The 25,861-nt window shown below is 63.2% G+C and carries 25 protein-coding genes, 3 tRNA genes and 1 riboswitch; of the genes, 12 read left to right on the top strand and 16 right to left on the bottom strand.

Features of this window, described 5'->3' with window-relative positions; genetic code table 11:
* Window positions 1-1,308 (bottom strand): signal recognition particle protein (ffh, locus tag HMPREF7215_RS06615; RefSeq protein ID WP_009164970.1); only part of this gene is annotated, 1,308 nt, incomplete at its 3' end.
* Window positions 1,301-1,648 (bottom strand): sigma-70 family RNA polymerase sigma factor, encoded by a 348-nt coding sequence (locus tag HMPREF7215_RS06620; protein ID WP_009164971.1) that lies wholly within the window; start codon window positions 1,646-1,648, stop codon window positions 1,301-1,303. The genes ffh and HMPREF7215_RS06620, both read right to left, overlap by 8 nt.
* Window positions 1,649-1,707: 59 nt before the next feature.
* Here HMPREF7215_RS06620 and HMPREF7215_RS13615 point away from each other — a divergent pair, with 59 nt between their 5' ends.
* From HMPREF7215_RS13615 to HMPREF7215_RS06630, 3 genes are read left to right on the top strand one after another with little or no spacing between them, the layout of a single operon-like run.
* A complete protein-coding gene (locus HMPREF7215_RS13615; protein WP_009164972.1) occupies window positions 1,708-1,971 on the top strand; it encodes a hypothetical protein in 264 nt (87 codons plus the stop codon).
* 31 nt (window positions 1,972-2,002) lie between these two features.
* A complete protein-coding gene (locus tag HMPREF7215_RS06625; protein WP_232205537.1) occupies window positions 2,003-2,644 on the top strand; it encodes a lactate utilization protein in 642 nt (213 codons plus the stop codon).
* A gap of 2 nt (window positions 2,645-2,646) precedes the next feature.
* The gene (locus HMPREF7215_RS06630) at window positions 2,647-3,636 is read left to right on the top strand and encodes an asparaginase (RefSeq protein WP_040550760.1); all 990 of its coding nucleotides are present in this window, start codon (window positions 2,647-2,649) and stop codon (window positions 3,634-3,636) included.
* A 385-nt stretch (window positions 3,637-4,021) separates the two neighbouring features.
* On the opposite strand, the gene hutH is transcribed toward HMPREF7215_RS06630, so the two are convergent.
* The 6 genes from hutH to HMPREF7215_RS06660 all read right to left on the bottom strand — a co-directional run bounded on the left by hutH (window position 4,022) and on the right by HMPREF7215_RS06660 (window position 12,078).
* Window positions 4,022-5,560, bottom strand: coding sequence for a histidine ammonia-lyase (hutH, locus tag HMPREF7215_RS06635; RefSeq protein ID WP_009164975.1), 1,539 nt, complete (start codon window positions 5,558-5,560; stop codon window positions 4,022-4,024).
* Window positions 5,561-5,650: 90 nt separating this feature from the next.
* Window positions 5,651-7,696 (bottom strand): urocanate hydratase, encoded by a 2,046-nt coding sequence (locus HMPREF7215_RS06640; RefSeq protein ID WP_009164976.1) that lies wholly within the window; start codon window positions 7,694-7,696, stop codon window positions 5,651-5,653.
* Between the two features lie 203 nt (window positions 7,697-7,899).
* Window positions 7,900-9,150, bottom strand: a complete 1,251-nt coding sequence (hutI, locus tag HMPREF7215_RS06645; protein WP_009164977.1) for an imidazolonepropionase — start codon at window positions 9,148-9,150, stop codon at window positions 7,900-7,902.
* 22 nt (window positions 9,151-9,172) lie between these two features.
* Window positions 9,173-9,928: an IclR family transcriptional regulator gene (locus HMPREF7215_RS06650; RefSeq protein WP_009164978.1), complete on the bottom strand. Its 756-nt coding sequence runs from the start codon at window positions 9,926-9,928 to the stop codon at window positions 9,173-9,175.
* Between the two features lie 272 nt (window positions 9,929-10,200).
* A complete protein-coding gene (locus HMPREF7215_RS06655) occupies window positions 10,201-10,824 on the bottom strand; it encodes a hypothetical protein (protein ID WP_040550762.1) in 624 nt (207 codons plus the stop codon).
* Window positions 10,825-10,992: 168 nt separating this feature from the next.
* Window positions 10,993-12,078, bottom strand: a complete 1,086-nt coding sequence (locus HMPREF7215_RS06660) for a M14 family metallopeptidase (protein WP_009164982.1) — start codon at window positions 12,076-12,078, stop codon at window positions 10,993-10,995.
* Between the two features lie 138 nt (window positions 12,079-12,216).
* Here HMPREF7215_RS06660 and HMPREF7215_RS06665 point away from each other — a divergent pair, with 138 nt between their 5' ends.
* Window positions 12,217-12,900, top strand: coding sequence for a lipid-binding SYLF domain-containing protein (locus tag HMPREF7215_RS06665; protein WP_009164983.1), 684 nt, complete (start codon window positions 12,217-12,219; stop codon window positions 12,898-12,900).
* 83 nt (window positions 12,901-12,983) lie between these two features.
* Here HMPREF7215_RS06665 and HMPREF7215_RS06670 read toward each other — a convergent pair.
* From HMPREF7215_RS06670 to HMPREF7215_RS06705, 8 genes are all read right to left on the bottom strand, one after another.
* Window positions 12,984-13,059 (bottom strand) — tRNA-Thr (locus HMPREF7215_RS06670).
* Between the two features lie 7 nt (window positions 13,060-13,066).
* A tRNA-Tyr gene (locus HMPREF7215_RS06675) sits at window positions 13,067-13,152 on the bottom strand.
* A 23-nt stretch (window positions 13,153-13,175) separates the two neighbouring features.
* Window positions 13,176-13,251 (bottom strand) — tRNA-Thr (locus tag HMPREF7215_RS06680).
* 192 nt (window positions 13,252-13,443) lie between these two features.
* Window positions 13,444-14,850 (bottom strand): TolC family protein, encoded by a 1,407-nt coding sequence (locus HMPREF7215_RS06685; RefSeq protein ID WP_009164984.1) that lies wholly within the window; start codon window positions 14,848-14,850, stop codon window positions 13,444-13,446.
* 176 nt (window positions 14,851-15,026) lie between these two features.
* Entirely contained in the window at window positions 15,027-15,287 is a 261-nt protein-coding gene (locus tag HMPREF7215_RS06690) for a glutaredoxin family protein (protein ID WP_009164985.1), read from the bottom strand.
* 47 nt (window positions 15,288-15,334) lie between these two features.
* Window positions 15,335-16,225, bottom strand: coding sequence for a M23 family metallopeptidase (locus HMPREF7215_RS12425; protein ID WP_009164986.1), 891 nt, complete (start codon window positions 16,223-16,225; stop codon window positions 15,335-15,337).
* A gap of 66 nt (window positions 16,226-16,291) precedes the next feature.
* The gene (locus HMPREF7215_RS06700; protein ID WP_009164987.1) at window positions 16,292-17,764 is read right to left on the bottom strand and encodes an AMP-binding protein; all 1,473 of its coding nucleotides are present in this window, start codon (window positions 17,762-17,764) and stop codon (window positions 16,292-16,294) included.
* Window positions 17,765-17,888: 124 nt separating this feature from the next.
* Entirely contained in the window at window positions 17,889-18,299 is a 411-nt protein-coding gene (locus tag HMPREF7215_RS06705; protein WP_040550774.1) for a GNAT family N-acetyltransferase, read from the bottom strand.
* 314 nt (window positions 18,300-18,613) lie between these two features.
* A riboswitch (cobalamin riboswitch) is annotated at window positions 18,614-18,793 on the top strand.
* Window positions 18,794-18,912: 119 nt separating this feature from the next.
* On the opposite strand from HMPREF7215_RS06705, the gene HMPREF7215_RS06715 reads away from it, so the two are divergent.
* The 8 genes from HMPREF7215_RS06715 to cbiD are packed head-to-tail and all read left to right on the top strand — an operon-like array spanning window position 18,913 to window position 25,772.
* Window positions 18,913-19,821, top strand: a complete 909-nt coding sequence (locus tag HMPREF7215_RS06715; protein ID WP_050768883.1) for a sirohydrochlorin cobaltochelatase — start codon at window positions 18,913-18,915, stop codon at window positions 19,819-19,821.
* 2 nt (window positions 19,822-19,823) lie between these two features.
* The gene (locus HMPREF7215_RS06720) at window positions 19,824-20,840 is read left to right on the top strand and encodes a FecCD family ABC transporter permease (RefSeq protein ID WP_009164991.1); all 1,017 of its coding nucleotides are present in this window, start codon (window positions 19,824-19,826) and stop codon (window positions 20,838-20,840) included.
* The gene (locus HMPREF7215_RS06725) at window positions 20,837-21,622 is read left to right on the top strand and encodes an ABC transporter ATP-binding protein (RefSeq protein WP_040550763.1); all 786 of its coding nucleotides are present in this window, start codon (window positions 20,837-20,839) and stop codon (window positions 21,620-21,622) included. The genes HMPREF7215_RS06720 and HMPREF7215_RS06725 overlap by 4 nt, the downstream gene beginning before the upstream one ends.
* Window positions 21,595-22,449 carry an ABC transporter substrate-binding protein gene (locus HMPREF7215_RS06730; RefSeq protein ID WP_009164993.1) on the top strand — a complete coding sequence of 285 codons (855 nt, stop codon included), beginning with the start codon at window positions 21,595-21,597 and terminating at the stop codon, window positions 22,447-22,449. The genes HMPREF7215_RS06725 and HMPREF7215_RS06730 overlap by 28 nt, the downstream gene beginning before the upstream one ends.
* 4 nt (window positions 22,450-22,453) lie before the next feature.
* Window positions 22,454-23,143 (top strand): precorrin-2 C(20)-methyltransferase, encoded by a 690-nt coding sequence (locus tag HMPREF7215_RS06735; RefSeq protein WP_009164994.1) that lies wholly within the window; start codon window positions 22,454-22,456, stop codon window positions 23,141-23,143.
* A 2-nt stretch (window positions 23,144-23,145) separates the two neighbouring features.
* The gene (locus HMPREF7215_RS06740) at window positions 23,146-24,045 is read left to right on the top strand and encodes a membrane protein (RefSeq protein WP_009164995.1); all 900 of its coding nucleotides are present in this window, start codon (window positions 23,146-23,148) and stop codon (window positions 24,043-24,045) included.
* A gap of 31 nt (window positions 24,046-24,076) precedes the next feature.
* Window positions 24,077-24,688 carry a precorrin-8X methylmutase gene (locus tag HMPREF7215_RS06745; protein ID WP_009164996.1) on the top strand — a complete coding sequence of 204 codons (612 nt, stop codon included), beginning with the start codon at window positions 24,077-24,079 and terminating at the stop codon, window positions 24,686-24,688.
* A complete protein-coding gene (gene cbiD / locus HMPREF7215_RS06750) occupies window positions 24,672-25,772 on the top strand; it encodes a cobalt-precorrin-5B (C(1))-methyltransferase CbiD (RefSeq protein ID WP_009164997.1) in 1,101 nt (366 codons plus the stop codon). The genes HMPREF7215_RS06745 and cbiD overlap by 17 nt, the downstream gene beginning before the upstream one ends.
* Window positions 25,773-25,861: the final 89 nt, after the last annotated feature.

Genomic DNA, 25,861 nt, shown 5'->3' on the forward strand with positions numbered 1-25,861 from the left:
TTTTTTGCCCATCTTGCCGAAACGCTTCCACAGCTCGCTCATCTGCTCGAACTGCTTCAGCAGCTGGTTGACCATCTGCACCGTGGTGCCCGATCCTTCGGCGATGCGGCGCCGGCGGCTGCCCTTGATGATCGCGGGATCGCGGCGCTCGGCCTTCGTCATCGACTGGATGATGGCTTTCATGCGCAGCAGGCGCTTGTCGTCGAGCGCTTCCGGCGGCAAGTCCTTCATCTTGCTGGTGACCGCGCCGGGCAGCATCTCCATCACCTTGTCGAGCGGGCCCATCTTTTCGACCTGGGCGAACTGCGCGAGCAGGTTGTCCATCGTGAAGCGCTGCTTTTTGAAGCTCTGCGCCATCTGCTGGATGTCGGTTTCGGTCGCGGCTTCCTTGATCTTTTCCACCAGACCGGCCATGTCGCCCATGCCCATGATGCGCTCGGCCATGCGGCGGGGATCGAACTGCTCGATGGCGTCGAGCCCTTCGCCGACGCCGGCGAACTTGACCGGCACGCCGGTGGCGGCCAGCACGGCCAAGGCCGCTCCGCCGCGGGCGTCGCCGTCGAGCTTGCTGAGCACGACGCCAGTGACGCCGAGGCGGTTGTTGAACGCTTCGGCCACGTTCAGGGCTTCCTGTCCCGACATGGCGTCGACGACCAGCAGGATCTCGTGCGGAGCGAGCGCCGCCTTCATGCGGTCGAGTTCGGCCATCATCTCTTCGTCGACGGCGAGGCGTCCGGCCGTGTCGAAGATGAGCACGTCGATCAGATGCGAAGCGGCGTAGGCGAGGGCGCGCTGTGACAGCGCGACGACGTCGCTTTCGCCGGCTTCGGGGCCGAAGAAGGCGACGCCGGCCTGGCCGGCCAGCACGCGCAGCTGATCCACTGCGGCGGGGCGGCGCAGGTCGCAGGCGACGAGCATGGGCTTGTGGCTCTTGCTCAGCTTTTTGGCGAGCTTGGCGCTGCTCGTCGTTTTGCCGCCGCCCTGCAGGCCGACCATCATCACCAGCGTCGGCGGCTGGGGCGAGATGTCGATGCCGCGGCTGCCTTCGCCCATGATGCGGGCGATTTCTTCGTAGACGACGGCGGAGACTTGCTGGGCGGGCATGATGGAACCGAGCACGTCGGCGCCGACGGCGCGGACGCGGATCTTTTCGACCAGGTCCTTAACGACTTTGTAGTTGACGTCGGCTTCGAGAAGGGCGCGGCGAACTTCGCGCAGGGCCTGCTGAACGTCTTCTTCCGTCAGCTTGCCGCGGCCGCGCAGGCCGCTGAAAATGCGTTCCAGTCGTTCTTTGAGCGCGTCAAACATGGTTCATCGTCCTTCCTTCGCACGCCTCGACGATGGCCGCGGCGTGCCGCTGAGGATTTTCGCCGTCGCGGATGGCGCGGGCCTCGGCTTCGATGCGGCGAAAGCGTTCGCCGCAGCCGAGCAGCGTCTCGATCTCGTCGAGGCGGTCGCGCGCCCGCTGCAGCTGGTCGGAGACGCCCTGACGGCTGATCCCCAACTCGTCGGCGATCTCCGAGAGCGACAGGTCGTCGAGCTCGTGCATTTCGTAAACGCGGCGCTGCCGTTCCGTGAGCAGGGGACCGTAGAGATCGTACAGCCGCGAAAGCTGAACGCGGCGTTCCAGCGCTTCGTTCTCGCTCACTCTGCCCTCACTCCCTTCACGACGCGAGCATTATAAGCGATCGCGGCGAGGGTGTCAAGATGTTTTGCTTGACCCATGATGCCTCTGAAAAGAAAAATGCGCTCGCTCTCCCCGTTTTCTTCCAATGCGGTCTTGTCCGACATGATTTTGGCGGTTGCCGAGAGGCGAAATTTGCTTTTCGCATTTCAACGGATGAAAAAATTCTCTTTTTCTGCTGGGGCTGGTATGATAAAATAAGCTCGGTTCTATTTTTAATCTTTTTTTGTTTCGCGTTTGAATATGGAAGGACGAATGTATTTGCGCCATGGGCCGAGGCAGAGTGATCGCTTCGTCAAGCCCGAATTGGAGGAGAAAATGAAGACTGAAACGACGATGAATGAGACTGCGCGAGATAACTGCCGTCATCTTGCGGCTGACATGGAGAAACATCTGGTCCGGCGGGGGCACGTTCCCTTTTACGCCGCGACTGCGTCGGAAGCGCTGGGAAAGATCCTGTCCCTGATTCCCGCCGGCGCCAGCGTGGGGATTCCCGGTTCCGCAACGATCCGCGAGATCGGCGCCGTCGAGGCGCTGCGGGAGCGGGGGCACAAAGTGGTGCAGCACTGGGATCCGAAGGCGACGGCGGCAGAAAAGCTGGAGGCGCGTTTTGAGGAAGCGCAGTGCGACGTCTTTCTCGCCAGTTCCAACGCCATCACCAAGGACGGCGTGCTCGTCAACGTCGACGGCGCCGGCAATCGCGTGGCGGCCATGTGCTGGAGCCGCGGCGACAGGATCTACGTCGTCGGCATGAACAAGGTTTGTCCCGACGTGGCGGGCGCCCTCGCGCGCGTGCGGAACCTCGCGGCCCCCATCAACGCGCAAAGGCTGTCGCGTCCCGGCCATAACGTCGCTCCTGACAGTATCTGCCGGGCTGTGCTGATTACGGAGCAGGCGCCGACCATGCCTGACGGCAAGAAGTCCTACGTGGTTCTCGTAGGCGAAGAACTGGGGTATTGAGAATGGCAGATCAGAATATTTCGCTTGTCATTGCCGGCGGCGAGATCTCCATGGGGCTGGCCGACGGCATCGTCACCTCGCAGCAGCCGGTTTCGGCGGAGACGATCCAATCGTGGATCTGGCCCGAACTGGCGGAATCGGTGCGCCTGGTGGACTGGAGTCATCAGCCCAGCAGTCATTATTCGGTGCGCATGACGGCCGACCTCGTCGAACTGCTGAGCCAGCAGGTCGAAGCGGGCGCTCATGCCGTCGTCGTCTTTTGCGGTTCCGATGCCGTAGAGGAAATGGCTTATCTGGCCGACTTGCTCTGGGTGTATCCGCAGCCGCTGATATTTGCCGCGACTCATGCGCCGGCGGGCGTCCCCGGCAGCGACGCGCTGACCGTGCTGAACGAGGCGTTGCTCACCGCCCTGTCGCGCGAAGCGTGGGGACAGGGCGTGCTGGTCTGCGCCGGGGGGCAACTTTTTGCGGCTTCCGATATCGTTGAATACGCCGACTACGGTCGTCTCGGTTTCGCGGGCAATTTCCGCGGCGCCATCGGCGCCATTGTCGCCGGCAAGGTCCATCTCTGGCAGGCCCCCAAGCGCAGCAAAATTTTTGACGCGCCGTTCACGCCGGCCCGCAACGTGGAGCTGCTCTACGCCTCGCTGGGCGCCGGGGAACGTTTTTTGCAGCTGCTCACCGGCGACGAGGGCAATCCCATCGACGGCCTTGTCATCGCCGGTTTCGGCGGCGGCCATGTTTATCCCGCCTGGGTCCCTTACCTGAAGGCTCTTGTGCGCGACGGCGTTCCCGTGGTGGTCGTGTCGCGCTGCCTGCGGGGCTGTGTGATGGAGGATTCTTCTTTTGAAGGAGCCTTCCTGAAGTTGAAGGAGTTCGGCGTCATGAACGGCGGGTTCCTTTCGCCCTTGCAGGCGCGTCTCAAGTTGGCCGTCGGCATTGGCGCAAACCTGAAGAGCGAAGAGCTGCAAAAATATCTGTTGGACCAGTAACGAAAAATGATGTTTGCCCTCGAGAAAACAGCGGGACGAAAAAAGGCGTCGGAAGAAAAATCTTCCGGCGCTTTTTTCGTCCCGCTGTCGGGGGGAGCGAATAGCCCCTTGCCATTCAATATTTTGTGCTGTTTCTTAGTTAAAGCGCCTGACAATCCATTCCCTTTTTTCGGCTTTTCGCGGACAAGGAGCAAGCACGGCTTCTTCCCGCTCATAGGGCATGTTCCGACGGTTCCCAAGGTAATGGCATTCCAGCGTATATTATTAAGAGACCGCGATGGATAAACTGCGAGATGATCTTGCTGACGTTCGTGAAGCGGTATTCCGTGACGGCGCTGGTTTCTTTCGGCTTTTCCCCTTCGGCGCACGATGGCTTGTCGGAAAATCAGTACAACTCCCCGATCTCGCTTTCGACGGCTTCGATCAGAGCGCCGCTGCGGACGAAGTCGATGGATTTGGTCATGAGCGGGTGGATGAAGCGGTCTTTTTCGAGGAAGGGGATCTGCGTGCGGAAGGCTTCCCAGGCGGCTTCCGTGCCGCGGCCGAGCCCGAGCGGGCGCGAGAAATCGACGCCCTGGCAGGCGGCCATGGCTTCGATGCCGAGGATCTTTTCCACGTTGCGCAGCACGCGCGTCGCCTTGAGCGAGGCCCAATAGCCCATGGAAACGTGATCTTCCTGGTTGGCGGAAGTGGGGATGGAGTCGACGCAGGCGGGGTGAGTCAGCGTTTTGTTCTCCGAAGCCACGGCGGCCTGGGTGTACTGGGTGATCATGAAGCCGCTGTTGACGCCGCTGTCGTCGATCAGGAAGGGCGGCAGGCCGTTGGAGAGGCTTTTGTCGACCATGCGGGCGCTGCGGCGCTCGGAGACGCTGCCGAACTCGGACACGGCGATGGCGAAGAAATCCATGGCGAGCGCGATGGGCTGGCCGTGGAAGTTGCCGCCGCTGAGCGCCGCCTCGTCGTCGGGGAAAATGAGCGGATTGTCGGTGACGGAGTTCATCTCGATCTCGATCTTCGACTTCACGTAATCGAGCGCGTCGCGGCTGGCGCCGTGCACCTGGGGCATGCAGCGCAGCGAATAGGCGTCCTGTACGCGAGCGCCCTTGTACTTGTCGATGATCTGGCTGCCTTCGATGAGGCGGCGGATATTCTGCGCCACGGCGATCTGGCCGCTGTGGGGGCGCAGCGCGTGGGTGCGCGCGTCGAAAGCGTAGGGAACGCCGTGAAGCGCTTCCAGCGACAGGGCGCCGATGATGTCGGCGTTCTTTTCGAGTTTCAGCGCGTCGTACAGCGCCAGCGCGCCGAGTCCGGTGAGCGCCGCGGTGCCGTTGTTGAGAGCCAGCCCTTCCTTGGGATGCAGAGCGACGGGTTTGAGCCCCGTCAACTTCATGGCTTCGAGCGCGGTCATGCGCCGGCCCTGATGGAACACGTCGCCCTCGCCGAGCATGGCGGCGGCGATGTGCGAGAGCGGGCAGAGGTCGCCCGACGCGCCGACGGATCCCTGCTCGGGCACCACGGGCGCGATGCCGAGGTTGAGGAAGTTGACCAGCTGCGACAGCGTTTCCAGCGTGATGCCGGAATGTCCGCAAAGCAGGCCGTTGAGGCGCAGCAACATGATGGCGCGCACCACGTCGACGGGCAGCGGTTCGCCGACGCCGACGGCGTGGCTGCGGATCAGGTTTTCCTGAAGCAGGCGGGTGCGGGCGGAATCGACCTTGACGGTGGCGAGATCGCCGAATCCCGTCGTCACGCCGTAGACGATGCGGTTGCCGGCGACCCAGTTCTCGATCAGAGAGGAAGCCCGGTTGATCAGGCCGACGGCCTCTTCGGAAAGCTTCACCGGAGCGCCGCAGCGCGAGACGTTGATCAGTTGTTCGAGGGTCAGGTTACGGCCGGTAAGGACGACGGGATTGGCACGGTTCATGGCGATCACTCCTGATTGTTTTTGTTTGACGGGCCGCCGCGGGATTCGCGGCGGCTCTTGCGTTAACGTTCCGTTTTTTTCGAAAAGCGCCTAGGCTTCGTGATGTTCTCTCTTGGCGCAGGCCGCTTCGGCCGCGCGGCGCACCGAATCGCCGTCGACGTGGTAGGGCAGCGTGATGTGGTACTTGCCGGGATACTTGGCGTTCACTTCGCGGCTGACCTCTTCGGCGTGTTCGCAGCGGGCCCAGGCGCGGCGCGCGACGCCGCCGAGCACGTCCCACATCATCGCCGACTTGATGATCGCGTCGGTCTCGGGGCGCCCGTCGAGCAGCAGGCCGAAGCCGCCGTTGATGCACTTGCCGATGCCGACGCCGCCGCCGTTGTGCAGCGTGCAAAGCGTCATGCCGCGGGCGGCGTTGCCGGCGAAGGTGTTGGTGGCCATATCGGCGCAGATGTTGCTGCCGTCCTTGACGTTGGCCGTTTCGCGGAAGGGGCCGTCTGTGCCGGAGACGTCGTGGTGGTCGCGCCCCAGCATGACGGGGCCGATCTTGCCCTCGCGCACGAGCTTGTTGAACGCGAGGGCGATGTTGGTGCGGCCTTCGGCGTCCTGGTAGAGGATACGGCACTGCGTGCCGACGACGAGATTGTTCTTCTCGGCGTCGCGGATCCAGACCCAGTTGTCGTAGTCCTGGCTGCGGCGGTCGGGGTCGATGCAGGCCATGGCGGCCTCGTCGGTGGCGCGCAGGTCTTCGTGTTTGCCGCTCAGGCAGCACCAGCGGAAGGGGCCGTAGCCGTAGTCGAACAGATGGGGCCCCATGATGTCTTCGACGTAACTGGGCCAGATGAAACCTTCGTAGGTGTCCTTGCCGTTCTTGGCGATCTCGGTGACGCCGGCGTCGAAGATGGCGCGCATGAAGCTGTTGCCGTAGTCGAAGAAATAGGAACCGCGGTTCACCAGTTTCTTGATCACGCTGAAATGACGGCGCAAACTGGCGTCGACGCGCCTGCGGAACTCTTCGGGATCTTCGTGCAACATTTTCGTGCGCTCTTCGAAGGTCAGGTCCGCCGGGCAGTACCCGCCTTCGTAAACGGCGTGGCACGAGGTCTGATCAGAAAGCAGCTGGATCGCGACGTGGTGGCTCTCGGCGTACTCGAGCAGCGTGACGACGTTGCCGTAATAGGCGATCGAAAGCGGCTTTTTGGCGTCCAGAGCTTCCCGGGCCATCCGGAAGGCTTTTTCGGCGCTGTCGGTGATCTCGCCGACCCAGCCCTGGCGATGGCGGGTCTCGATCCGGGAATAATCGACTTCGGCGACGATGCCGACGCCGCCGGCGATCTCGATGGCCTTGGGCTGCGCGCCGCTCATGCCGCCCAGTCCCGACGTCACGTAAAGGATGCCGGCCAGATTGTCGCGCGGGCCGACGCCGAACTTGAGGCGCGCGGCGTTGAGCACGGTGTTGAAGGTGCCGTGTACGATGCCCTGCGGCCCGATGTACATCCAGCCGCCGGCGGTCATCTGCCCGTAATTGCTGACGCCCAGCTGCATGGCGCGGTGCCAGTCCTTCTGATTGTCGAACAGGCCGACGAGCAGGCCGTTGGTGAGGATCACGCGCGGCGCGCCGGGATGCGAGGCGAACAGCCCCACGGGATGGCCGCTTTCGAGCACCAGCGTGGTGTCGTCGGTCAGCTCGCGCAGATACTTCTGGATCAGGCGGTACTGCAGCCAGTTCTGACAGACCTGCCCCGTCTCGCCGTAGGTGACGAGTTCGTAGGGATAGAGCGCCGTCTCGAAGTCGAGATTGTTGTCCATCATCACCTGAAAGGCTTTGCCGGCCAGGCACTTGCCCTCGTAGGTCTCGATCGGGCGGCCCCAGATGCGCCCGGCGGGGCGGAAGCGGTAGGCGTAGATGCGGCCGCGCGTGCGCAGCTCTTCCATGAACTCGGGAATCAGCTGCTCGTGATATTTTTCGGGCACGTAGCGCAGCGCGTTGCGCAGCGCCAGCTCCGTCTCCGATTGCGAAAGCGTCCAGCCGCGGTCGGGCGCGCGGCGGATCCCCGCCGCGAATTCGGGATATTCGGGCAGAACGTCGTCCGGTTTGATGACCATCGCTTCGCCGTTGAGCAAATTCTCCTGCATGTGTTTTTCTCTCCTTTATAAACAAGATTTACCGCGGAGCAGCGGAGAAAAATTCTTTTCCGATGAACCGCGTCCCGCCGAGGTATTTTTCCACGGGCTTCCATATAAGCGAACGAACGTTTTACAACAAACAAAAACAATCCAGCTGCCGCACGACGGCCGACAGTTTTTTCTGTGTCTTCGCAGCGGCTTTTGTTTTGCCTTTACGCCACGTAGACGCCTTTTTTGTACACTTCCATGACGGGGCTGACGCCGGCGTGATAGGCCAGGATCGTCGGCGAATCGCCGTCGAGCAGCAAAAAGTCGGCCTGCTTGCCGGGTTCCAGGCTGCCGACTCTGTCCTGCAAGCCGACGGCCCAGGCGGCGTTGAGCGTGCAGCCGGTCAGCGCCTCTTCCACGGTCATGTTCATGTTCATCACCGCCAGGCCGAAGACGAAGGGCATCGACTCGCAGAAGCAGGAGCCGGGGTTGCAGTCGCTGGCCAGCGCCACGGGCACGCCCAGTTCGATCATGCGGCGGGCGTCGGCGTAGGGCTTGCGCAGGCTGTATGCCGTGGCGGGCAGCACGTTGGCGATGACGCCGGCTTCCGCCATGGCCCTGAGATTCTTTTCGTTGGCCGCCAGCAGGTGTTCGGCCGAGGCGACGCGCAGTTCCGCCGCCAGCCCCGCGCCCTGAGTGTCATCCACTTCGTCGGCGTGGATGCGCAGTTTCATGCCCAGCGTGCGCGCCGCTTCGAGGATACGGCGGCTCTGCGCCACGGTATACACGCCCGTCTCGCAGAACACGTCGCAGTAGCGCGCGACGCCCTGTTCTTTGACGGCGGGGAGCATTTCGTTGACGATAACGTCTACGAAATCGTCGGCGCGCCCCTTGTATTCGGCGGGCACGGCGTGAGCGCCCATGAACGTGGGCACGACGTCCAGCGGCGTCTCGTCGCCGAGGCGGGCGATCACGCGCAGCATTTTCAGTTCCTCGGCGGTGTCCAGTCCGTAACCGCTTTTCACTTCCATGGTCGTGGTGCCGAAGTTCAGCGCCGAGAGCGCGTTCTCGCGCGTGGTTTCGAACAGCTCGTCCTCGCTGGCCGCCTTGACGGCTCTGACGCTGGAAAGGATGCCGCCGCCCGCGCCGAGAATTTCCAGATACGTTTTGCCCTGCAGGCGCATCGTGAATTCCTTCTCGCGCCGCGCCGCAAAGCAGATGTGCGTGTGCGGATCGACGAAGCCGGGGATCATCGCCGTACCGTCGCAGTCGCGTTCTTCCTCGATCTCCGCGTCCTTCGCGGCGAGAGCCGCGCGCACTTCCGTCTCGTCGCCGACGGCGGCGATCAGGCCGTCTTCGACGAACAGCGCGCCCTTTTCCCACGACGCGACGCGCCCCTGATCGGCCCCCGACGCAGGCGCGTCGCCCGCCAGCGGCGTGGTGATCGCCGCGTTGTAAAACAGTTTCCCGCTCATCTCTCCGCCTCCTTTTGAATCGTTACATCGAAGAAGCGATCTCCGCCGCCGCGCTTTTCAGCGCCGGCAGCAGTTCCGCCTCCCAGTTCCCGAAAGTTCCCGCCACGCCGGCGATGCCCAGCTGCGCCACAAAATGGCCGCGGCGGTCGTACAGCGGCACGCTCAGATCTTCGGCGTTGGCCATCCATTCTTCGCGCGAGTGGGCGCAGCCGACGCGCCGGATCTCGGCGACGCGTTCCCGCAGCCGCGGCGCGTCGGCTTCGGAACCGTCAGGCATTTTCAGCGGCGAGGCCAGGATCCGTTCGCGCAGGCTGGGCTCGCAGAACGCCAGCAGCACCAGCCCCGTGGCTCCCGCGCAGAGCGGCACGCTCATGCCCTCGCGCGCCACGAACTTGACGGCGATCTCCGGCTCCTCGGTGTGGACGCAGAGGCCGCCCATGCCCTCGATCACGCTCAGGATCGCCGTTTTCCCCGTGCGCCCCACAAGACGCCGCATCGGCTCTTTGGCGCTGCACACCAGCGCGTCGAAGAGCACGGGGCGGTGGTTGAGCAGGAAGAAACGAAGTCCGGCGCGGTAGGCGCCGCTTTCCGCATCCTGAACCGCCCAACCGTAAGATTCCAGCGCCGCCAGAAAACGGTGCGCCGTGCTGCGCGGAACGCCCGCCGCCGCGGCCAGGTCGCGCACGCTCGTCACCCGTTCGGAGCGCACCAGCGCTTCCATGAGATGGATTATTTTGCCCACGGCGTCATTCTTGGGCTGCCGTTGTGTTGAATTCATGATGGACCTCCAAAAGTGGGACGCCTTGTCTTAAAATCGCTTAATATAACTATACTAAAAAAATATTCTCTGTCAATCGAGAAAAAAGAGAAAGTCGGAGTTTCTTCATTCGCCGCCGGGGATCCGGCGCGCGTCGGTCCGTGAGGCGCGTTCGGGGCGATTCGCGCGAGGGCGGCGCTCCGATTTCATCGAATTTTTTTCATTAAAATGGGGGAAGCCCCCTCGCGCCGCGGCGCGAAAGAGCTTCCCCCCATGATCTTTTTCCGAAAAAATTATTTCCATTGCGTTTCCAGCGACAGGATCGTATAGCGGTTCCGCTGTTTGGTCTTGGGCGTGACCCGGGCCTCGAACGTGGCGGGGCGGTCGCTCTCGTCCTCGGCGTTGTAGACGTCGCCGGTCATGCGCAGCGTCCCGGCTTCTTCGAAGACTTCTTTCACCTGCGCGTAATAGACGGACTCGCCGTCGGCGCCCTCGAAATGGTAAAGTTTCCCGTCGTAATGGAAGTCGGAGCCCTCCACGTTGCGATTCTTCAGGTCGATGTCGAAATACTTTTTCACCGTTTCGGCCACGAACGCGCCGTCGATCGTCAGCGAGCCGTACGGGCAGTTTTTGTCCGCGCAGCGTTTGACGCGGCTTTTGAAGTTGTTCACGTAGTTGTGCCAGACGCCGAAACGGATCAGCTCGACCAACCCTTCTTTACTCTTCATGTGCAGCAGGCCGTCGCTGCCGCTGTCGCCCACGTCGAAGCCGTAGTAGCCCAGCTCGGTGAAATTGCTCAAAAAGACGCTCATCTTCTTCAGCTCCGCCGCGCCGGGATTCAGCGTTTTCGCCCCGGCCGCGGTCGCGGCGCAGGCAACAAGCACACACAGCGCCGCCGCGCGCGCAAACTTTTTCATTTTCATTCGCTCCTTTCGTCGCTCCCGTTCCGACGCCCGAAGCGCCCTTCCGGCTTCCGTCGGACAACGTTTTTAAATTACAAAGAATATAACACGGGCGGAAGGTCTCGGCAAGCGCTCAAAATCCATCTGCCGGCGCGCCGTTTCGCCTTTGCCGCCTCACTTTCGTTATTGCAGCCACGCGCCCACGCCCTGCGCTTCGATTTGCTTTTTGGAGGGCAAGCCGTTCACCGCCAGCGGCGCGCCGGCCAGTTCGGGGAATTTTTCGAACCACACTCTCAACACTTCCATCGTGATGCCGACGCGCTCTTCGATCGGATGTCTTGCGTCATGAAGCGGATCGACGCCGACTGCGTGCGCGTTCATGGCCGGATTGGGCGTTTCGCTGAGAAACGGGACGCAGGGCGTCCCTTCGCCGATTTCGTAGTGGGAGATGCCCCTGAATCCGGGGACGGACTGTTCTGGTTTGAGGGAGACGCCTCGCTCCCCGAGCTCCAGGATCATCTCGATGCATGGCTCGAGGTATTTCGGATGAGTGATCAGAGAATACGAGAGCGAGCCGCCCGGATGCTTTTTGCCGTCGCGGGGGTCGAAGACTTCCTCCGGTGCCGTCGCCTCATGCATGTCGAGACAGGAGGCGGGCTTTTCGCGGCGGATCAGCTCCATGACGCCGAACGTCACCATCTGCGCGGGCGTTCCGTCGGCGACGCCGGGATAATTGCGGTTGACGTTGCGCCATTCGGAGCCGTCTTCGTGAACGTAACCGAGCGGGTGGACGAAGTGTTCGGGATCGGTTTCGCCCCTGCGCAGCGGTATGCGCCGGTCGCCGTAATACAGCCAGCGCTTGCCCTGGCGGCTTTCGAACGGCAGCTGATGGGGCACCTGCCCGAGCGTGTCCGGCGCCGACATGCCGGCGGCGTTCAAACAGGGGATAACAAATAATTTTCCCTCTGCCACCGCGGCGTTTTCAAGAAGCACTTCGGCCGCCAGAACGCCGCCGATCTCGCGCGGGTGAGTGCCCGCCAACACCAGCGCCGTCGCGCCCGGCTTCGCGCCCTCCATCACGTAAACAGCGGTGTCGTAATCGGTCCCCCTGAGGTTGGGATTGTAATCGGAAAGCCATTTGATCCCCGTCACGCCGTATCCCGGCCGCACGTCCAGCCGAAACGCCGCCCGCGCCGCCGCGCCGCTTAGAACCAGTGCTGCCAGCAGCGCTGCGGCTGCCGCGATTTTTTGAAAACGTCCGTATGTCATTTTTGTCCCTCTCCGCTCAAGTTCCGCCGCGGCATTGTCCGCCGCGACGTTATTCTTCCCAAGAGATTATACCAACGTCGGCGATTTTTTACGCGGACGATGATAAAATAAGAGCATCTTCGAAAATGGAGGTGTCACATGAAAAAATTTCTCGGTGCAGTTTTGTTCTTGGCGATTTCGTGCTGTGCGGCCGTGCAGGCCAAAGATTATCACGTCGCGGCGCGGGTGAAGGAAGCGCAGGCGGCCGTGGAGAAAATGATCCGCTCCAAGTCGGCGGCCGGACTGGCCCAGTCGGTCAAGGAAGGCGTCGGCGTGGCCATTTTCCCCAGCGTCGTCAAGGCGGGGCTCATCGTCGGCGGCCGATACGGCGAGGGCTTGATGCTGCGTCATGATCCCAAGACGGGCCAATGGTACGGGCCGGCGTTTTTCAGCATCAGCGGCGGGTCGGTCGGACTGCAGATCGGCGCTTCTTCGACGGCGCTGGTTTTGACCGTCAACAATGAAAAGGGCATGAAGGCGTTCCGCGGCGGCACCTTCACGCTGGGCGCCGACGTCGCCGCCGTGGCCGGACCGAGCGGACGCAACTCCTACGTCGGCACCAATATCAACGCCGACGCGCCGATCTTCAGCTACTCGATCACGAAGGGCGTTTTCGCCGGCGTGGCCCTCGACGGCTCGGTGATCAGCGAACTGCCCCGCGTCAACGACGCCTGCTGGGGCAGGCATCTGAACAACGTCCAGATCTTCCACCGCAAACCGGCGCGCAAGGACGTGCAGGCGCTCATCAGAAAACTCAACCAGCTGATTTCCCTGGCAAAGTAAACTCGTTCTTTCATCCCGCAAACAAAAAAAGCGCAGACCCTTGATCCCAAAGGTCTGCGCTTTTCGTTTTCCGCGGTAAAAAATGGAGCCGACTCCCGGATTCGGACCGGGGACCCCATCCTTACCATGGATGTGCTCTACCTACTGAGCTAAGTCGGCTTAAAAATGGTGGTAGCGGGTGGATTTGAACCACCGTAGGCTCTCGCCGTCAGATTTACAGTCTGATGCCATTGACCACTCGGCCACACTACCACGTCATATGAAGTTGTCAAAACTGGAGCCGGCGATCAGACTCGGACTGATGACCTGCTGATTACAAGTCAGCTGCTCTACCAACTGAGCTACGCCGGCCTGACAGGAAGACATTATAAAGGGTTTTCGTCAAAAGTCAACGGGCAAATGCAAATTTCTTCGTTCGCGGCGTGCAGCTCGGGAGAACAATTTCCATCCTGTATTGTCCCTTCGGCGGGCGAAAAAGCGCGAAAGGGGCGCGGCGGAGCGGTCGCTTTCATCAAAAAGGCGGCCGCTCCGCCGGCGCGCTTTTCATTTTTTCGCGCCGTGCCGTCCTTCCGCCGCGAACGAAACGCCGTCGGGCAGCTTGAACCGTTCCGAGAGGCCGAGCGCATAGTCGAGATCGGCGCGGCTGCTGTTCATGTCGTAGACGGCGTCGACAAGCTGGGTGCGGGCGTTGGTCAGGGCGGTGCGGGCGTCGAGCACGTCGAGGTTGGTGCCGACGTTGGACTTGTAGCGCAGCAGGGCCATGCGATAGTCTTCTTTCGCGCTGGCGACCTGGCGCGAAGCCACGTCGATGCGCTGGCGCGCCGATTCGAAGTTCAGCTGCGCCGACGAGACTTCCAGCGCGACTTGCCGTTTCACGTCTTCGATCTGGGCAAGCAGCTCCTGCGCCCGGGCTTTGTACTCTTTGACCTGGGCGCGGGCCTTGCCGCCGTCGTAAAAATCCCAGCGCAGGCTGAGCGACAGCTTCCACGTGTCGAGTCCGTCGGGCCAGAAATCGCGCCCTTGAGCGAACGCTTCGCCACCGGCGACGATCTTCGGTCCGCTCGATCCCTGGGCGGCCGCGGCGACGGCCAGCGCGGCGCGGCGCGAGAAATCGAGCGCCTTCAGTTCGGGACGCAGGGCGTAAAGGCTGGCCTCGTCCCATTGGGGAGCGTCCTTCGGCGCCGCGTTCCTGTTCGGCTCCGGCAGATCAAATTTCGAGCGCAGCTCGGTGCCGACGGCGCGTTCGAGAGCGCGCCAGCGCACGTCTACGGCGTTTTTGGCGGAGATCACGTTCAGCTCGCCGTTGGATACGTCGACTTCCACGCGCAGCACTTCGTCCTGAGCGACGACGCCGTACTTGAAAAAGTTCCTGACCTGCGACAGATGCTCTTTGGAGAGCGCGAGCACCTCTTCGGCCACGCCCAGCTTGGCGCGGGCGCGCTGGAGGTTGTAATAGGAAACGAGCACGGCGTTTTCCACGGCCTGGCCGGTGCGGACTTCGCGGGTCTGGATGCCGCGGAAGGCCATTTTGCGCGCGGCGATCGTATTCTCGGCGGCGCCGCTGCTGAAAATCAGCCACTGCACGCCGAGCGCGGCCTGATACGCCTCTTCGAAGGAGTTGAGGGCGTAACCTATCGGGATGCTGTGGCCGGGTTCCCCTTGATAGGCCGGTATCGCTCCCTCTTCGCCCTGCCACGCCCCGGCGAGCGTGGCGTACAGCTTGGGCAGTTTGTCGGCGCGGGCCTGGGCGATCTGCTGCCGGGCCTGTTCGATGCGGGCTTCGGCGGCAGCCAGCGAGGGATTGTTCGCGCAAGCCAGTTCGAGAGCCGTCTCCGTCGTCAGCACGGAACGTTCGGGGCGTTCCGACGCGCGGCCGTCTTTCGCCGCGGCCGGAACGGCCAGCGCGGCGGCGGCCAGAAGAGCGGCGATCGTTTTCTTGTACACGGGCATCAGCCTCCTGATCGGTCGGGCTTCTTCACGCCCGACGAAAGATGCGCTGCCGTCATTATACATAAATTTGCCGGAATCAAGAAGCCGCAACGGCGAATTTGTTCAGTCCCGGCGGCCCGGCCGACGAAAAAAACGCCTCGCCGTTGCAGGCGGGGCGTCCGTGTGAATTTTTTTTGCTATGCCAGGGCGGCCTTGAAGACTTTTTCCACGTCGGCTTTCTCGGCGTGTCCTTCGTGAACTTTCTCGCCGTCCACGAAGAAGGTTGGCACGTAATAGTAATCGTATTTTGCGGCGACGTCGGGCTGTTTCTTCTCGTCGATCATCTCGAACGGGACGGCCGCGTACTCGGGATGCTCGGCCTTGAGCTCGTCGAGGCACTTGCGGGCCAGCTTGCAGTGAGGGCAGCTTTCGAACATGAACATGGTGATCTTTTTCATCGTGAGGTTCCTCCTTGATTTTAATGAAGCGAGAATTTACTTGAAACCTAAAACTCGTAAAGAACTTCCACACCTTTGGGCAATTTCGAACCGTCCAGCAGCGGCAGAGGATCCAAGGCCACGCCGCCGCTGAAAAGGCCGAGGTGGAGGTGCGGCCCGGTGACGCGCCCCGTCGCGCCGGAAAGGGCGAGCGCGTCGCCGGCTTTCACTTTCTGGCCGGCTTTGACGAGGTTCTTCGACAAATGGAAATAGACGGACAGCACGCCGCCGCCATGATCCACGTAAACGGCGCCGCCGGAAAAATAATGAGAACCTTCAAGCACGACCGTGCCGTCGGCGATCGCCGCGACCGGCGTGCCGACGGCGGCGCGCAGGTCGAGGCCGCCATGGCCGCCGCGAGGCACGCCGTTATAGACGCGGAAGCCGCCGAAAAGAGCGGTGGGGATCCCCGGCACGGGACGCGCGTAGCGGCGCGGCAGCACGCCGCCTTTGCTGCGCGTCGCCAGCGCTTTCCGCACGAGCTGGCGCTCTTTGGCGATGCGGCTCAACTCCGACTGGGGCGGAGTGACCATTTTCGGCGCGACCGTAAGCACTTGTTTGGGATAACGGTAGCCGACCACTTTGATTTTTCGCTCGGCCCGGACCCGCCCTTTGGCCCCGCAGCTGAATTCGACTTGGACGGACAGCGTCGAGCCGGCCAGTTTTGCGTCGTTGGGCACGCCGAGGATCGTGCGCACGGCATTGTGGCGCGGCGTCAGGATGAACTGCTGCCCGCGCCATTTTACCGTGACGTCGCCGATCGATTCGTTGGCGCGCATCTCCAGAAAAAAAGGCTGGCCGATCGGCGCCTCTTCCGGCACGGTCAGGCGCATGCGCGCGGCGGACGCTGCCGGCGCGAAGCCAAACGCCAGCAGCAGCGCCAGCATGAACTTTTTCACTTCTTCATCTCACCTCTGAAAAAATCCGGTCAGTGGAAAAAACAATTTTTACCGGCCGGACAGGCGTCACTCAAGTTCCCTCAGCTTGCGGCGCAGGATCTTGCCCGAAGGGGACGTGGGCAGGCTCTCGACGAAATCGACCTTGCGCGGGATCTTGTAGTTGGCGAGCTTGCCCTTGCAGTACTCGATGATGTCGCGGTCGGTGACCGAAGCGCCTTCCTTGAGCACGACGAAGGCGCGCGGGATCTCGCCGTTGACGAGATGGCGCATGGACACGACGGCTGCCTGGGCGATAGACGGATGGACGTTGAGGATGCGCTCCACTTCCTGGGGATAGACGTTGAAACCGCCGACGATGATGATGTCGGTGAGGCGGTCGAGCACGGTGATGTAGCCGTCCGCGTCGTATTTGACGACGTCGCCGGTGTCGTACCAGCCGTCGGGGGACAAACGTTCGGCGGTGGCTTGGGGCGCTTCGTAATAGCCGTGGAACACGGACTTGCCGCGCAGTTTGAGCACGCCGGGCGTTTCCGGCGGCAGAGGGTCGCCTTGCTGGTCGCAGACTTTCCACTCGTAGCCGGGCAGGACGGGGCCGATGGTGCCGAGCTTGCGCGTCTTTTCGTCGTTGTTGAAGGTGACGACGGGCGAACACTCGGTCGTGCCGTAGCCTTCGAGAATGGGATGGCCGAACAGTTCCACGCTGGCCTGGTCGAGCGACAGGTTGAGACGGTCGCCGCCGGTGATGACGGCGCGGACCGTGTCGATCTCGATGGGATTGTGCGCGGCCGAGCGCTTCAGGAACTCGAGCATGGCGGGGACGAGGAACAGCACCGTGCACCCGGCGTCCCGGATCGCCTCGAGCGTTTTCAGCGGCGGCATAAAGGCGGGCACGGCGGCGACTTTCGCGCCGGCGTACTGGGGCAGCAGCATCGAGAGCGTCAGGCCGAAGGAATGGAAGTTCGGCAACGCCCAAATGATCGTGTCGTGCGGATAAATCGGAAAATGTTTGCAGATCGAGCGCACGTTGTCGATAAAATTTTCGTGGCTCAGCGGCACTGCCTTGGGCAGACCGGTCGTTCCCGAAGTCGTGAAGAACACGGCCCAGTCGGGGGTCGTCGTTTTGCGCTCCACGCCGCGGAATTTGTCAAGCGTTCCGGCCGTCGGTTCGATCTCCACGACGGGGTAGCGCAGCACACCCGCCGCGGCCTTGGCGTCGCCGCGGGCGACCACGATCGCGAAGGGCTGAACGAGGTCGATGGTGGGCAGCAGATTGTCGGTGCCGGCGCGCATGTTCAACGGGATCAACGTGCCTTTCAGACTCCAGACGGCAAGAGCCAGCGTCAGCAGCGCCGGGCAGTTGGGCAGCAGCGTCATCAGCCGCTGCCCCTCTTTGAAACCGGCCGCTATCAGCGCTTTGCGTTCCGCGGCGACGGCGGCCAACAGCGCCTGCCCCTTCAGCCAATCCCCGTTCCACCAAAATACGTCCGCGGCGGCGCGTTTTCTCAAACTCTCCCGCAGGAGATCTTCAAGACGTTCCATTTGTTTCCTCCTCGATAAAAGCGGCGGCAAAGTCTTTGCGCCGGCCGACTCGTTTCTCTGCTTGGCGCGCCCCGGCGAGGGCGCATTTTCAGGACAGACAGATTTTTTATGTCTTCGGCACGACTCAGCACTGGTACTTCATGGGCACGAACTGGGGCATCTCGCTGAAGCCGAGTTTCTCGTAAAAGGCTTGGGTGCCCGGCGCGCCGACCAGACCGATCCAGTCGATTCCGACGGCGCGGAGTTCCTTCACGAGCCGGGAGACGATCTTCTTTCCCCAGCCCTGACCGCGGTAATCGGTCCGCACCACGATGTCTTGGATGTAAGCGTCGCTGACGCCGTCGGAAAGGGCGCGTCCCATGCCGACCAGCTCGCTGGCGTCGAACAGGGCGACAAAACGGAAGGAATTGGCCACCATCGCGGGAATGACGTCTTCGCTCCAGCCTTCTTCCCACCAGCCGGCGTCCATGTAAAGATCGACAACCGCTTCGGGACGGACTGACGTCACCACTTCAAGGCGCAGTGAATTTTCCATTTCCAAAAGAAGCACCTCCATGAAAAATTTAACGCGGCATTTTCTTCAGTCACTGGGTATATGGTAATTTTTCGCCGCCAAATTGGCAAGCGCCGATTGCAGAAATTTGCCGCCTCGTTCGCCCTCAAAAATCCGACGGCGCGTTTTTCCGGCTCGGCGCGGCGCGGAACGTGAACCGTTTCCGCCGACGTTCCGGCGGCGAGAAATCATCTTCATCCCGGCGGCAAAATCCGCCGGGAATTTTTTTGAGACGCCTGCCGCGCAAAAAACGTTTTCATCTTCGTTATGTTTCATTGAAGCGGCTGCGAGTCCGTGTTATAATGATGACAATCGAACATGAAACTCCCTTTTCAAAGAGGAAGCCGGTGAAAATCCGGCGCGGCCCCGCCGCTGTAACTCTGACAAATCCGAAGCATGTCACTGATCGCGTTATTGGGAAGACTCGGACGAGGATGAAGAGAAGCCAGAATATTCTTTGAGGGAGCTTGCAAAGGGGGAATGTTTGCGTGGGCGAACTCCTGGGCGGCTGACCAGTGACAGCCGCGGCGGAAGGACACGACGCAGGGTCGTGTCTTTTTTTGTCTCCCGAGGCCTGAGCTTCGGAAAAAATTTCATGAAAGGTCGTCTGATGAACATGTCCTTTAAGTCCATGATCCTCGCCGTCACCCTCGCGGCCGTCGCTTTCTCCGGAATCGCCTGCGCCAAGGAAGCCAAAAAGGAAGAGAAGCAGGCAATCCTGATCACCTCTTTCGGCACTTCCATGCCCAGCGCCCGCAAAGCCATCGACAATTTGGTGGCCGCCGCCAAAAAGGCGTTCCCCGGCGCCGAAGTGCGTCTGGCGTTCACTTCCAACATCATCCGCCGCAAGCTGGCCCGCGAAGGCAAGAAGAACGTCCCGCCCACGCCCGTCATGGCCCTAGCGCAGCTGAACGACGAGGGCTTCGCCAAAGTCGGCGTGATGCCGACGCACATCATCCCCGGCGCCGAATACGACGAGATCAAAAACGTGGTCGAGGCTTGGGGCGAACTGAAAGGCAAATACGGCATCAAGGATCTGCGCCTCGGCAAGACGTTCCTTTCCAGCGTCGAAGGCTGCGACGAGATGGCGGAGATCCTCGTGAAGAGATTCGAGAAACTTGCCGACAAGGATACCGCCGTCGTGCTGATGGGGCACGGCACGCCGCATCACATCGCCAACGCCATGTACAGTCAGCTTCAGGTCGCTTTGGACAAGATCGCCGACGGTCGCTTCTTCATCGGCACCGTCGAGAACACTCCGATGATCGAGGACGTCGTCGTTGCGCTGAAGAAGGCCGGTTACAAGAAGACGCTCGTCTCGCCGCTGATGATCGTCGCCGGCGACCACGCCAACAACGATATGGCCGACGCGAACGATCCCGAGTCCTGGTACAGCATCCTCAAGAAGGAAGGCTTCGCCGTCGAGACCTACATCAAGGGGCTTGGCGAGGACAAAGGCGTCACGGCCGCCTTCGTCGAACACCTGAAGGAAATGATGAAGTAAAAATGTCTCCGTCGCCTGTCGGAAACTTCGAGCGCTGGCGTTCGCGGCTTTGCGCGCGGCGTTTGCGCCTGGGAGCGGCGCTCGGCGCGCTTCTTTTTCTGACGGCGCTGTGGCGGATCACGCAGGGAGAGTGGGACATTCCACTCTCCCGCGTCTTTGAACTGCTCTCGCCGTTTCTTCCGGCGGCCGAGAGCGAGACCGCCGAGGCTCTGGTGATCCGCGCCGTCCGCCTGCCGAGATTTTTCGCGGCGGTAGGCGCCGGCGGGTTGCTCGCCGTCTCGGGCGCGGTCCTTCAGGGGCTGCTGGCCAATCCGCTGGCCGAGCCCTACACGCTGGGCATCGCTTCCGGCGCGGCCTTCGGCGGCGCGCTGGGATTTTTTTTCAGCCGCCTGGCGGTGACGCCGATGGCTTTTGCCGGCGCGCTCGGCTCGCTGGCGTTGGTCAACCTGATCGCGCGCAAAAGCGCCGGCGGCAGCGCGTATCTGGTGCTGGCGGGCATCGTCGCCAACGCCGTGCTCTCGGCGGGAGTGACGTTTCTCAAAGCCGTCGCCGACGACAAGCTGGGCGCGATCGTGCTCTGGCTGATGGGCAGTTTTTCCGGCGCTTCGCCCGCCGCCGCGCGGCTGGTCTGGCTGGGAGCGGCGGTGACGCTGATCCCGGCGTGGCTTTGCGGGCGTCAGCTCGACGCCGTTTCGCTCGGCGAAGGTCAAGGGGAAATGCTCGGCATCGACGAAAGAAAATTGCGCCGGCGGCTGCTTTGCGCTTCGTCGCTGGGGACGGCCATGACCGTCAGCAGCTTCGGCATCATCGGCTTCGTGGGGCTCGTGGCCCCGCACATCCTGCGCGTCCTGATCGGACCTTCGCACCGGCCGCTGCTGTTTTTCAGTTTTCTGACCGGCGGGCTGATGACGGCTCTGGCCGACGGAGCGGCGCAGCGTTTGGGAGAGCTGCCCGTCGGCGTGATCACGGCGCTGATCGGCGGCCCTTTCTTCTGTTGGATCCTGGTGAAAAGAAAATGACCGCGCCGTCTTTCTCATTCCGTTTCCGTGCGCTCAGCGCCGGCTACGGCGGCCGCGAAGTCCTCGGAGGCCTGTCCGGTTCGATCGAGCCCGGCCAGGTGACGGCGCTGATCGGCCCCAACGGCAGCGGCAAAAGCACGCTGCTCAGAACGCTCGGCGGTTTTCTGTCCTACGGGGGCGAACTTGAGCTCGGCGGGCGCGAGATCAGGCGCTGTTCGCGCCGCTCGCTCGGCCGTCTGATCGGCGTCGTCGCCCAGCAGACTGTCATGAAAGCGGCTTTCAGCGTCTACGACGTGATCGGCTTCGGCCGTCTGCCCTACCAGCGCTTGCTGACGCGGCGTTCGTCCGCGGACGAACGCATCATCCAAGCGGCGGCCGAGCGTCTGGACATCGCGCCGCTGCTCTTTCGCCCCGTCACCGAACTTTCGGGAGGCGAACGGCAGCGCGTGCTCCTCGCCATGGCGCTGGCCCAGGACCCTGCCGTCTTTTTGCTCGACGAACCCACTTCGGCCATGGATCCCCGCCAGGCTCTGCACGCGTTCCGTCTTATGCGCGAGCTAGCGGAGCGGGGAAAGACCGTGGTCGTCGTCGCCCACGACATCAACGCCGCGCTGTTCTGCGCCGACCGGTACCTCGCTCTCCGCGGCGGCAGACTGATCGCCGAAGGACGCGCGGATCACATCGACGGCGGCGTGCTTGAATCCCTTTACGGCACGCCGTTCGCTCCTTACCTTTCGCCCGAAGGTGATAAAGCATGGCATCCATCTTCAAAAAAACGCTGACCATTTTCCTGATGCTGTTCGTTCTGGTCGCGCCGACGGCGGCTTACGAGCGGATCGTTTCTCTCTATCCCGGACACACCGACAACATCGTGGCGCTCGGCGGTCAGTCGCGTCTCGTGGGGCTGTCGAAGAGCGACGATCCTTCGCGGCTGCCTGAACTGCCGCGATTCGCCCTCAACGTCGGCGCCGAAGCGCTGCTGGCGCTCAAGCCGGATCTCGTGCTGACGCGCACTCTGGTGGAAAAGCAAAATCCCGAGCTGCGCGGCGTGCTCGAGCGCGCCGGCGTTCCCGTCATGCTCGTCGATCCGCCCTCGTGGGACGGGTTCGTCGCCTACCTGCGCGCGCTGGCGCCGCTGATCGGCGTCGCTCCGCAGGCGGCGGAAGCCCAGTTCGCGCAAGCCTGCGATGAAATCCGGCAGACAGCGGCGGCGCGCCGCGGCGGGCGTCCCGCGCCGTCCGTCTTCGTCGAAGCCACGGCCAAGGAACTGCATACCTGCGCCCCAGATTCATGGGCGGCGCATCTGCTTGAACTGGCCGGAGGCAGAAACGCCGCCGCGGACGCCGAACCGCTCCGCCGCGGCAGCGCCGTCGCCCCCTGGGGGGTAGAGCGCGTCATGAAGCTGCTCGCCGGAGGGCTGGATGTTTATCTCATCCAGCACGGGCCGATGAACCGCGCCTCGCTCGACGAGGTAAAGGCCCGCCCCTGGGCAAAGACGCTTGTTCCGGTCAAAATTGCCCAAATCCCCGAATACTGGCTGAGCCGTCCCTCGCTGCTCGGGCTCAAGGCAGGCGGCGCGGAACTGATGCGAATTTTCTACGGAGAGTGATCCTATGAAATTTATCGTGGCCGGCGTCGGCCCCGGCGATCCCGGCCTCGTCACTGTCGGCGCGCTGAAACTGATCGAGCGGGCCGATCTGGTGCTGAGCCCCCATTCTCATGCGGAACGGGCCAGCGTGGCCGAACAGGCCGTGCGCCCGCATCTGCCCGATCTGAAAACGACGCCGGTGCTGTTCCCGATGACCGGCGATGCGGCGTCCCGCGACGCCTCGCTGAAAGCGCAGCTGGAAGATCTGCGCCCCCAATGGCAAAACGCCGAGACGGTCGTGCTGCCCGTGATCGGCGACTCCACGCTCTACGCCACGGGATTCTACCTCTACGAACTGTGGAAACAGCTCGTTCCCGAGCTGGAGCTTGAACTGACGCCAGGCATCTCGGCGCACTGTCTGGCCGCGGCGAAGTCCGGTTCGTTCCTCGCCATGGGGACCGAGATCCTCGCCATCGTCCCTGCCACGGCGCCGCGCGAGCGGATCGTCGCCGCGCTGAAAGCGGCCGACGCCGCCGCGGTCTATAAGCCCTGCGCGCTGCGCGGACAGCTCCGCGCCACGGTGGAAGAAGCCGGCCCGTGGAAAAAGATTCTGCGCATCGACCGCGCCGGGCTGCCCGACCAAAAGATCTTCACGGACGCCGCGGCCCTGGGCCCCGCCGAGGAATACCTTTCGATCCTGCTGCTGTGGCGCTGACCATGGACTGGACGCCCCTGCTCCGCGGCGAACTGCGGCTGACGCTCGACATCCTCGCCGGATTTTTGATCGGCGCGCTGATCATCCGCACCGGACTGGCCGACAAAGCGCTGCGGCGCGCCCTGCCGCGGCTGAAACGCTGGGGCATCGGCGCTACGCTCGGCGCGGCGCTGACCGTCAGCCTCGGCTCGTCGAAAGCCGGTGCCGCCGTAGTGGCTTCGGCGCTGGACAGCGGCCGCATCTCACCGCGCACGGCCAAATGGGGCACGCTGCTGCTGGCCTTTCCGGCCTACGCGCGCCGCTGGGTCGCGACGATGATCTTGTCGTGCAGCTTGGCCGGCCGGGCGGGCGCTTTTTTCGCCTTGACGCTGCTGCTTCGCTCGGCGGCGAAATTCGCGCTCGAGCTTTTCATTCTCAACCGCGGCGAACACGACGACCGGCCGCAGGAAGAAAACGCCGCGGCGAGCCGCGGCGAATCGGCGCGGAATTTCGGCCTCAAGCTGCTGAAAACGCTGCCGCTGGCCTGGTTCTTTTACGCGCTCGCCGTGCTCGCCGTGCCGTGGGCGGAAAAATATTTACAGATCTGGCTGCGCGGCAGCGCCTTTTTCCCCCTGCCCGCCATGGCGGTGGCGGCGGCGTCTTTCGCCCACGTCTCCGCGGCGCTGGCGCTGGCCGGTGGCAGTCTGGCCGCGGGCGAACTTTCCGTCGCGCAGGCGGTCTTCGCGCTGCTTTTCGGCAACAGCCTGAGTCTGATCACACGGCTCGTGCGCACCAACGCCGGCTATTATTTCGGCTTTTTCCCGCGCGCCGTCGCTCAGTCCATGCTGCTGTGGAACGTCGCCGTTTCGGCCGCGCTGAGCCTGCTGACGTTGGCGCTGGCGGCGCTGCCGCTGTGCTTTTGAACCGAAAATTTGCCTTGAAGAGGTGGACGTTGTGAGACCGGAAGAGATAGAACAAGCGAGCATGAAAACGATCGCCGCCGAGATGGAGCCGTGGCGGGGGCCCGAGGAGAACCTGCCCGTGGTCATGCGCGTCATCCATACCACCGCCGATTTTGAGTTCCAGAAGAACCTGCGCTTCACGCCGGACGTGGTCGGCCGCGCCCGCGAAGCGCTCCGCGCCGGGACGACCATTGTCACCGACACGATGATGGCCGCCGCGGGCGTCAACAAGAAAGCTTGCCGGGCGCTGGGCGTGCAGGTCGTCTGCCGTATGTCGGACGCCGCCGTCGGTGAAGAAGCCGCGTTCCGCGGCGTCACCCGCGCCGTGGTGAGCATGGAAGCGGCGGTGCGCGAGACGCCGCAGGCCGTTTTCGCGATCGGCAACGCGCCGACGGCGCTGATCCGCCTCTGCGAGCTGATCGACGCGGGCGAGGCCCGTCCGGCGCTGGTCGTCGGCGTGCCCGTCGGCTTCGTCAACGTGATCGAGTCCAAGGAGCGCTTGGCGCGCACCGCCGTGCCCTCGATCGTCGCCATGGGACGCAAGGGCGGTTCCGCCGTCGCCTCGGCGATCCTCAACGCGCTGCTCTATGGAATTACACGTTAGCGAGGGCCTGCGCGAAGGCTTCACCACCGGCAGCTGCGCGGCCGCGGCCGCCCAGGCTTCGGCGCTGCGCCTCACTACGGGCAGGTGCCCCGCGCAGGTGCGCATCGTCGCGCCCGTTGGCAAGGAACTCACGCTCGACATCGTCGAGTACGCCTTTCCGGCCTGCGGCGTCGTCAAGGACGCCGGCGACGATCCCGACGCCACCGATGGCATGACGGTGATCTCGTCGGTGGAGCTGGGCGACGGCGACGGCCCCATCGCCTTCAAGGCCGGCCCGGGCGTGGGCACGGTGACGTTGCCGGGACTGAAGATCCCCGTCGGCGAAGCGGCCGTCAATCCCGTGCCGCGCCGGATGATCGAGGAAGCGCTGCGCGCCGTCATTGGCCCGCGCCGCGCCCGCGTCACCATTTCCATTCCCGGCGGCGAGGAAAAAGCCGCGCGCACGTTCAATCCCCGTCTCGGCATCGCCGGCGGTTTGTCGGTGCTGGGCACGACGGGGATCGTCAAGCCGTACAACGTCGAATCGGTCTACGCGTCCTTTTCGCTGGAACTGAACACATTTGCCTCGTCGGGGCTGAAGTGCGTCGGCCTGTGCTTCGGCAACAGCGGCGAAAAGGCCATGCGCCGTGTCTGGAACATCGGCGGGCGCGTCATCATGCACACGGGCAACTACATTGGCTTCGTGCTCGACGAGGCGCTGCGGCTCAAGATCGAACGCGCGCTGATCTGCGGCCACCCGGGCAAGCTGCTCAAGGTTGCCGCGGGGACGTTCGACACCTACAACCGCACCGGCGACGGCCGGCGCGAAGCGCTCTGCACGCAGGCCGCTCTTGCCGGAGCCGGGCGCGAGATCGTCAGGAAACTTTACGAGAGCACCACGACCGAGGTCGCCATGCAGATCGTCCGCGAAGAAAAACTCGACTTCCTCTGGACGACGCTGGCCGAAGTGACGGCGAAACGCTGCCGCGAGCGGATGTTCGGAGAACTCGCCGTAGAAGCCGCTTTTATCGACAATGAGGGCCACCTGCTGGGCGCGAGCTCCGGCGCGGCGGCCTTCGCGGAGGAACTCGCCCATGCGCAATAAACTTTTCGTCGTCGGCGTCGGCCCAGGCGGCGCCGATCAGCTGACGTTCGCCGCGCGGGAAACGATCCGCGGCGCCGGGTGCGTCGTCG

Origin of the sequence: Pyramidobacter piscolens W5455 (assembly GCF_000177335.1) — a bacterium.
GTDB lineage: Bacteria > Synergistota > Synergistia > Synergistales > Dethiosulfovibrionaceae > Pyramidobacter > Pyramidobacter piscolens.

Excerpts from the sequence above, each read along its gene's own strand:
- HMPREF7215_RS13615 (WP_009164972.1), top strand. The coding sequence starts at position 1,708 with ATGTTTTGCTTGACCCATGATGCCTCTGAAAAGAAAAATGCGCTCGCT.
- HMPREF7215_RS06625 (WP_232205537.1), top strand. The coding sequence starts at position 2,003 with ATGAAGACTGAAACGACGATGAATGAGACTGCGCGAGATAACTGCCGT.
- HMPREF7215_RS06630 (WP_040550760.1), top strand. The coding sequence starts at position 2,647 with ATGGCAGATCAGAATATTTCGCTTGTCATTGCCGGCGGCGAGATCTCC.
- hutH (WP_009164975.1), bottom strand. The coding sequence starts at position 5,560 with ATGAACCGTGCCAATCCCGTCGTCCTTACCGGCCGTAACCTGACCCTC.
- HMPREF7215_RS06640 (WP_009164976.1), bottom strand. The coding sequence starts at position 7,696 with ATGCAGGAGAATTTGCTCAACGGCGAAGCGATGGTCATCAAACCGGAC.
- hutI (WP_009164977.1), bottom strand. The coding sequence starts at position 9,150 with ATGAGCGGGAAACTGTTTTACAACGCGGCGATCACCACGCCGCTGGCG.
- HMPREF7215_RS06650 (WP_009164978.1), bottom strand. The coding sequence starts at position 9,928 with ATGAATTCAACACAACGGCAGCCCAAGAATGACGCCGTGGGCAAAATA.
- HMPREF7215_RS06655 (WP_040550762.1), bottom strand. The coding sequence starts at position 10,824 with ATGAAAAAGTTTGCGCGCGCGGCGGCGCTGTGTGTGCTTGTTGCCTGC.
- HMPREF7215_RS06660 (WP_009164982.1), bottom strand. The coding sequence starts at position 12,078 with ATGACATACGGACGTTTTCAAAAAATCGCGGCAGCCGCAGCGCTGCTG.
- HMPREF7215_RS06665 (WP_009164983.1), top strand. The coding sequence starts at position 12,217 with ATGAAAAAATTTCTCGGTGCAGTTTTGTTCTTGGCGATTTCGTGCTGT.
- HMPREF7215_RS06685 (WP_009164984.1), bottom strand. The coding sequence starts at position 14,850 with ATGCCCGTGTACAAGAAAACGATCGCCGCTCTTCTGGCCGCCGCCGCG.
- HMPREF7215_RS06690 (WP_009164985.1), bottom strand. The coding sequence starts at position 15,287 with ATGAAAAAGATCACCATGTTCATGTTCGAAAGCTGCCCTCACTGCAAG.
- HMPREF7215_RS06700 (WP_009164987.1), bottom strand. The coding sequence starts at position 17,764 with ATGGAACGTCTTGAAGATCTCCTGCGGGAGAGTTTGAGAAAACGCGCC.
- HMPREF7215_RS06705 (WP_040550774.1), bottom strand. The coding sequence starts at position 18,299 with ATGGAAAATTCACTGCGCCTTGAAGTGGTGACGTCAGTCCGTCCCGAA.
- HMPREF7215_RS06715 (WP_050768883.1), top strand. The coding sequence starts at position 18,913 with ATGAAAGGTCGTCTGATGAACATGTCCTTTAAGTCCATGATCCTCGCC.
- HMPREF7215_RS06720 (WP_009164991.1), top strand. The coding sequence starts at position 19,824 with ATGTCTCCGTCGCCTGTCGGAAACTTCGAGCGCTGGCGTTCGCGGCTT.
- HMPREF7215_RS06725 (WP_040550763.1), top strand. The coding sequence starts at position 20,837 with ATGACCGCGCCGTCTTTCTCATTCCGTTTCCGTGCGCTCAGCGCCGGC.
- HMPREF7215_RS06730 (WP_009164993.1), top strand. The coding sequence starts at position 21,595 with ATGGCATCCATCTTCAAAAAAACGCTGACCATTTTCCTGATGCTGTTC.
- HMPREF7215_RS06735 (WP_009164994.1), top strand. The coding sequence starts at position 22,454 with ATGAAATTTATCGTGGCCGGCGTCGGCCCCGGCGATCCCGGCCTCGTC.
- HMPREF7215_RS06740 (WP_009164995.1), top strand. The coding sequence starts at position 23,146 with ATGGACTGGACGCCCCTGCTCCGCGGCGAACTGCGGCTGACGCTCGAC.
- cbiD (WP_009164997.1), top strand. The coding sequence starts at position 24,672 with ATGGAATTACACGTTAGCGAGGGCCTGCGCGAAGGCTTCACCACCGGC.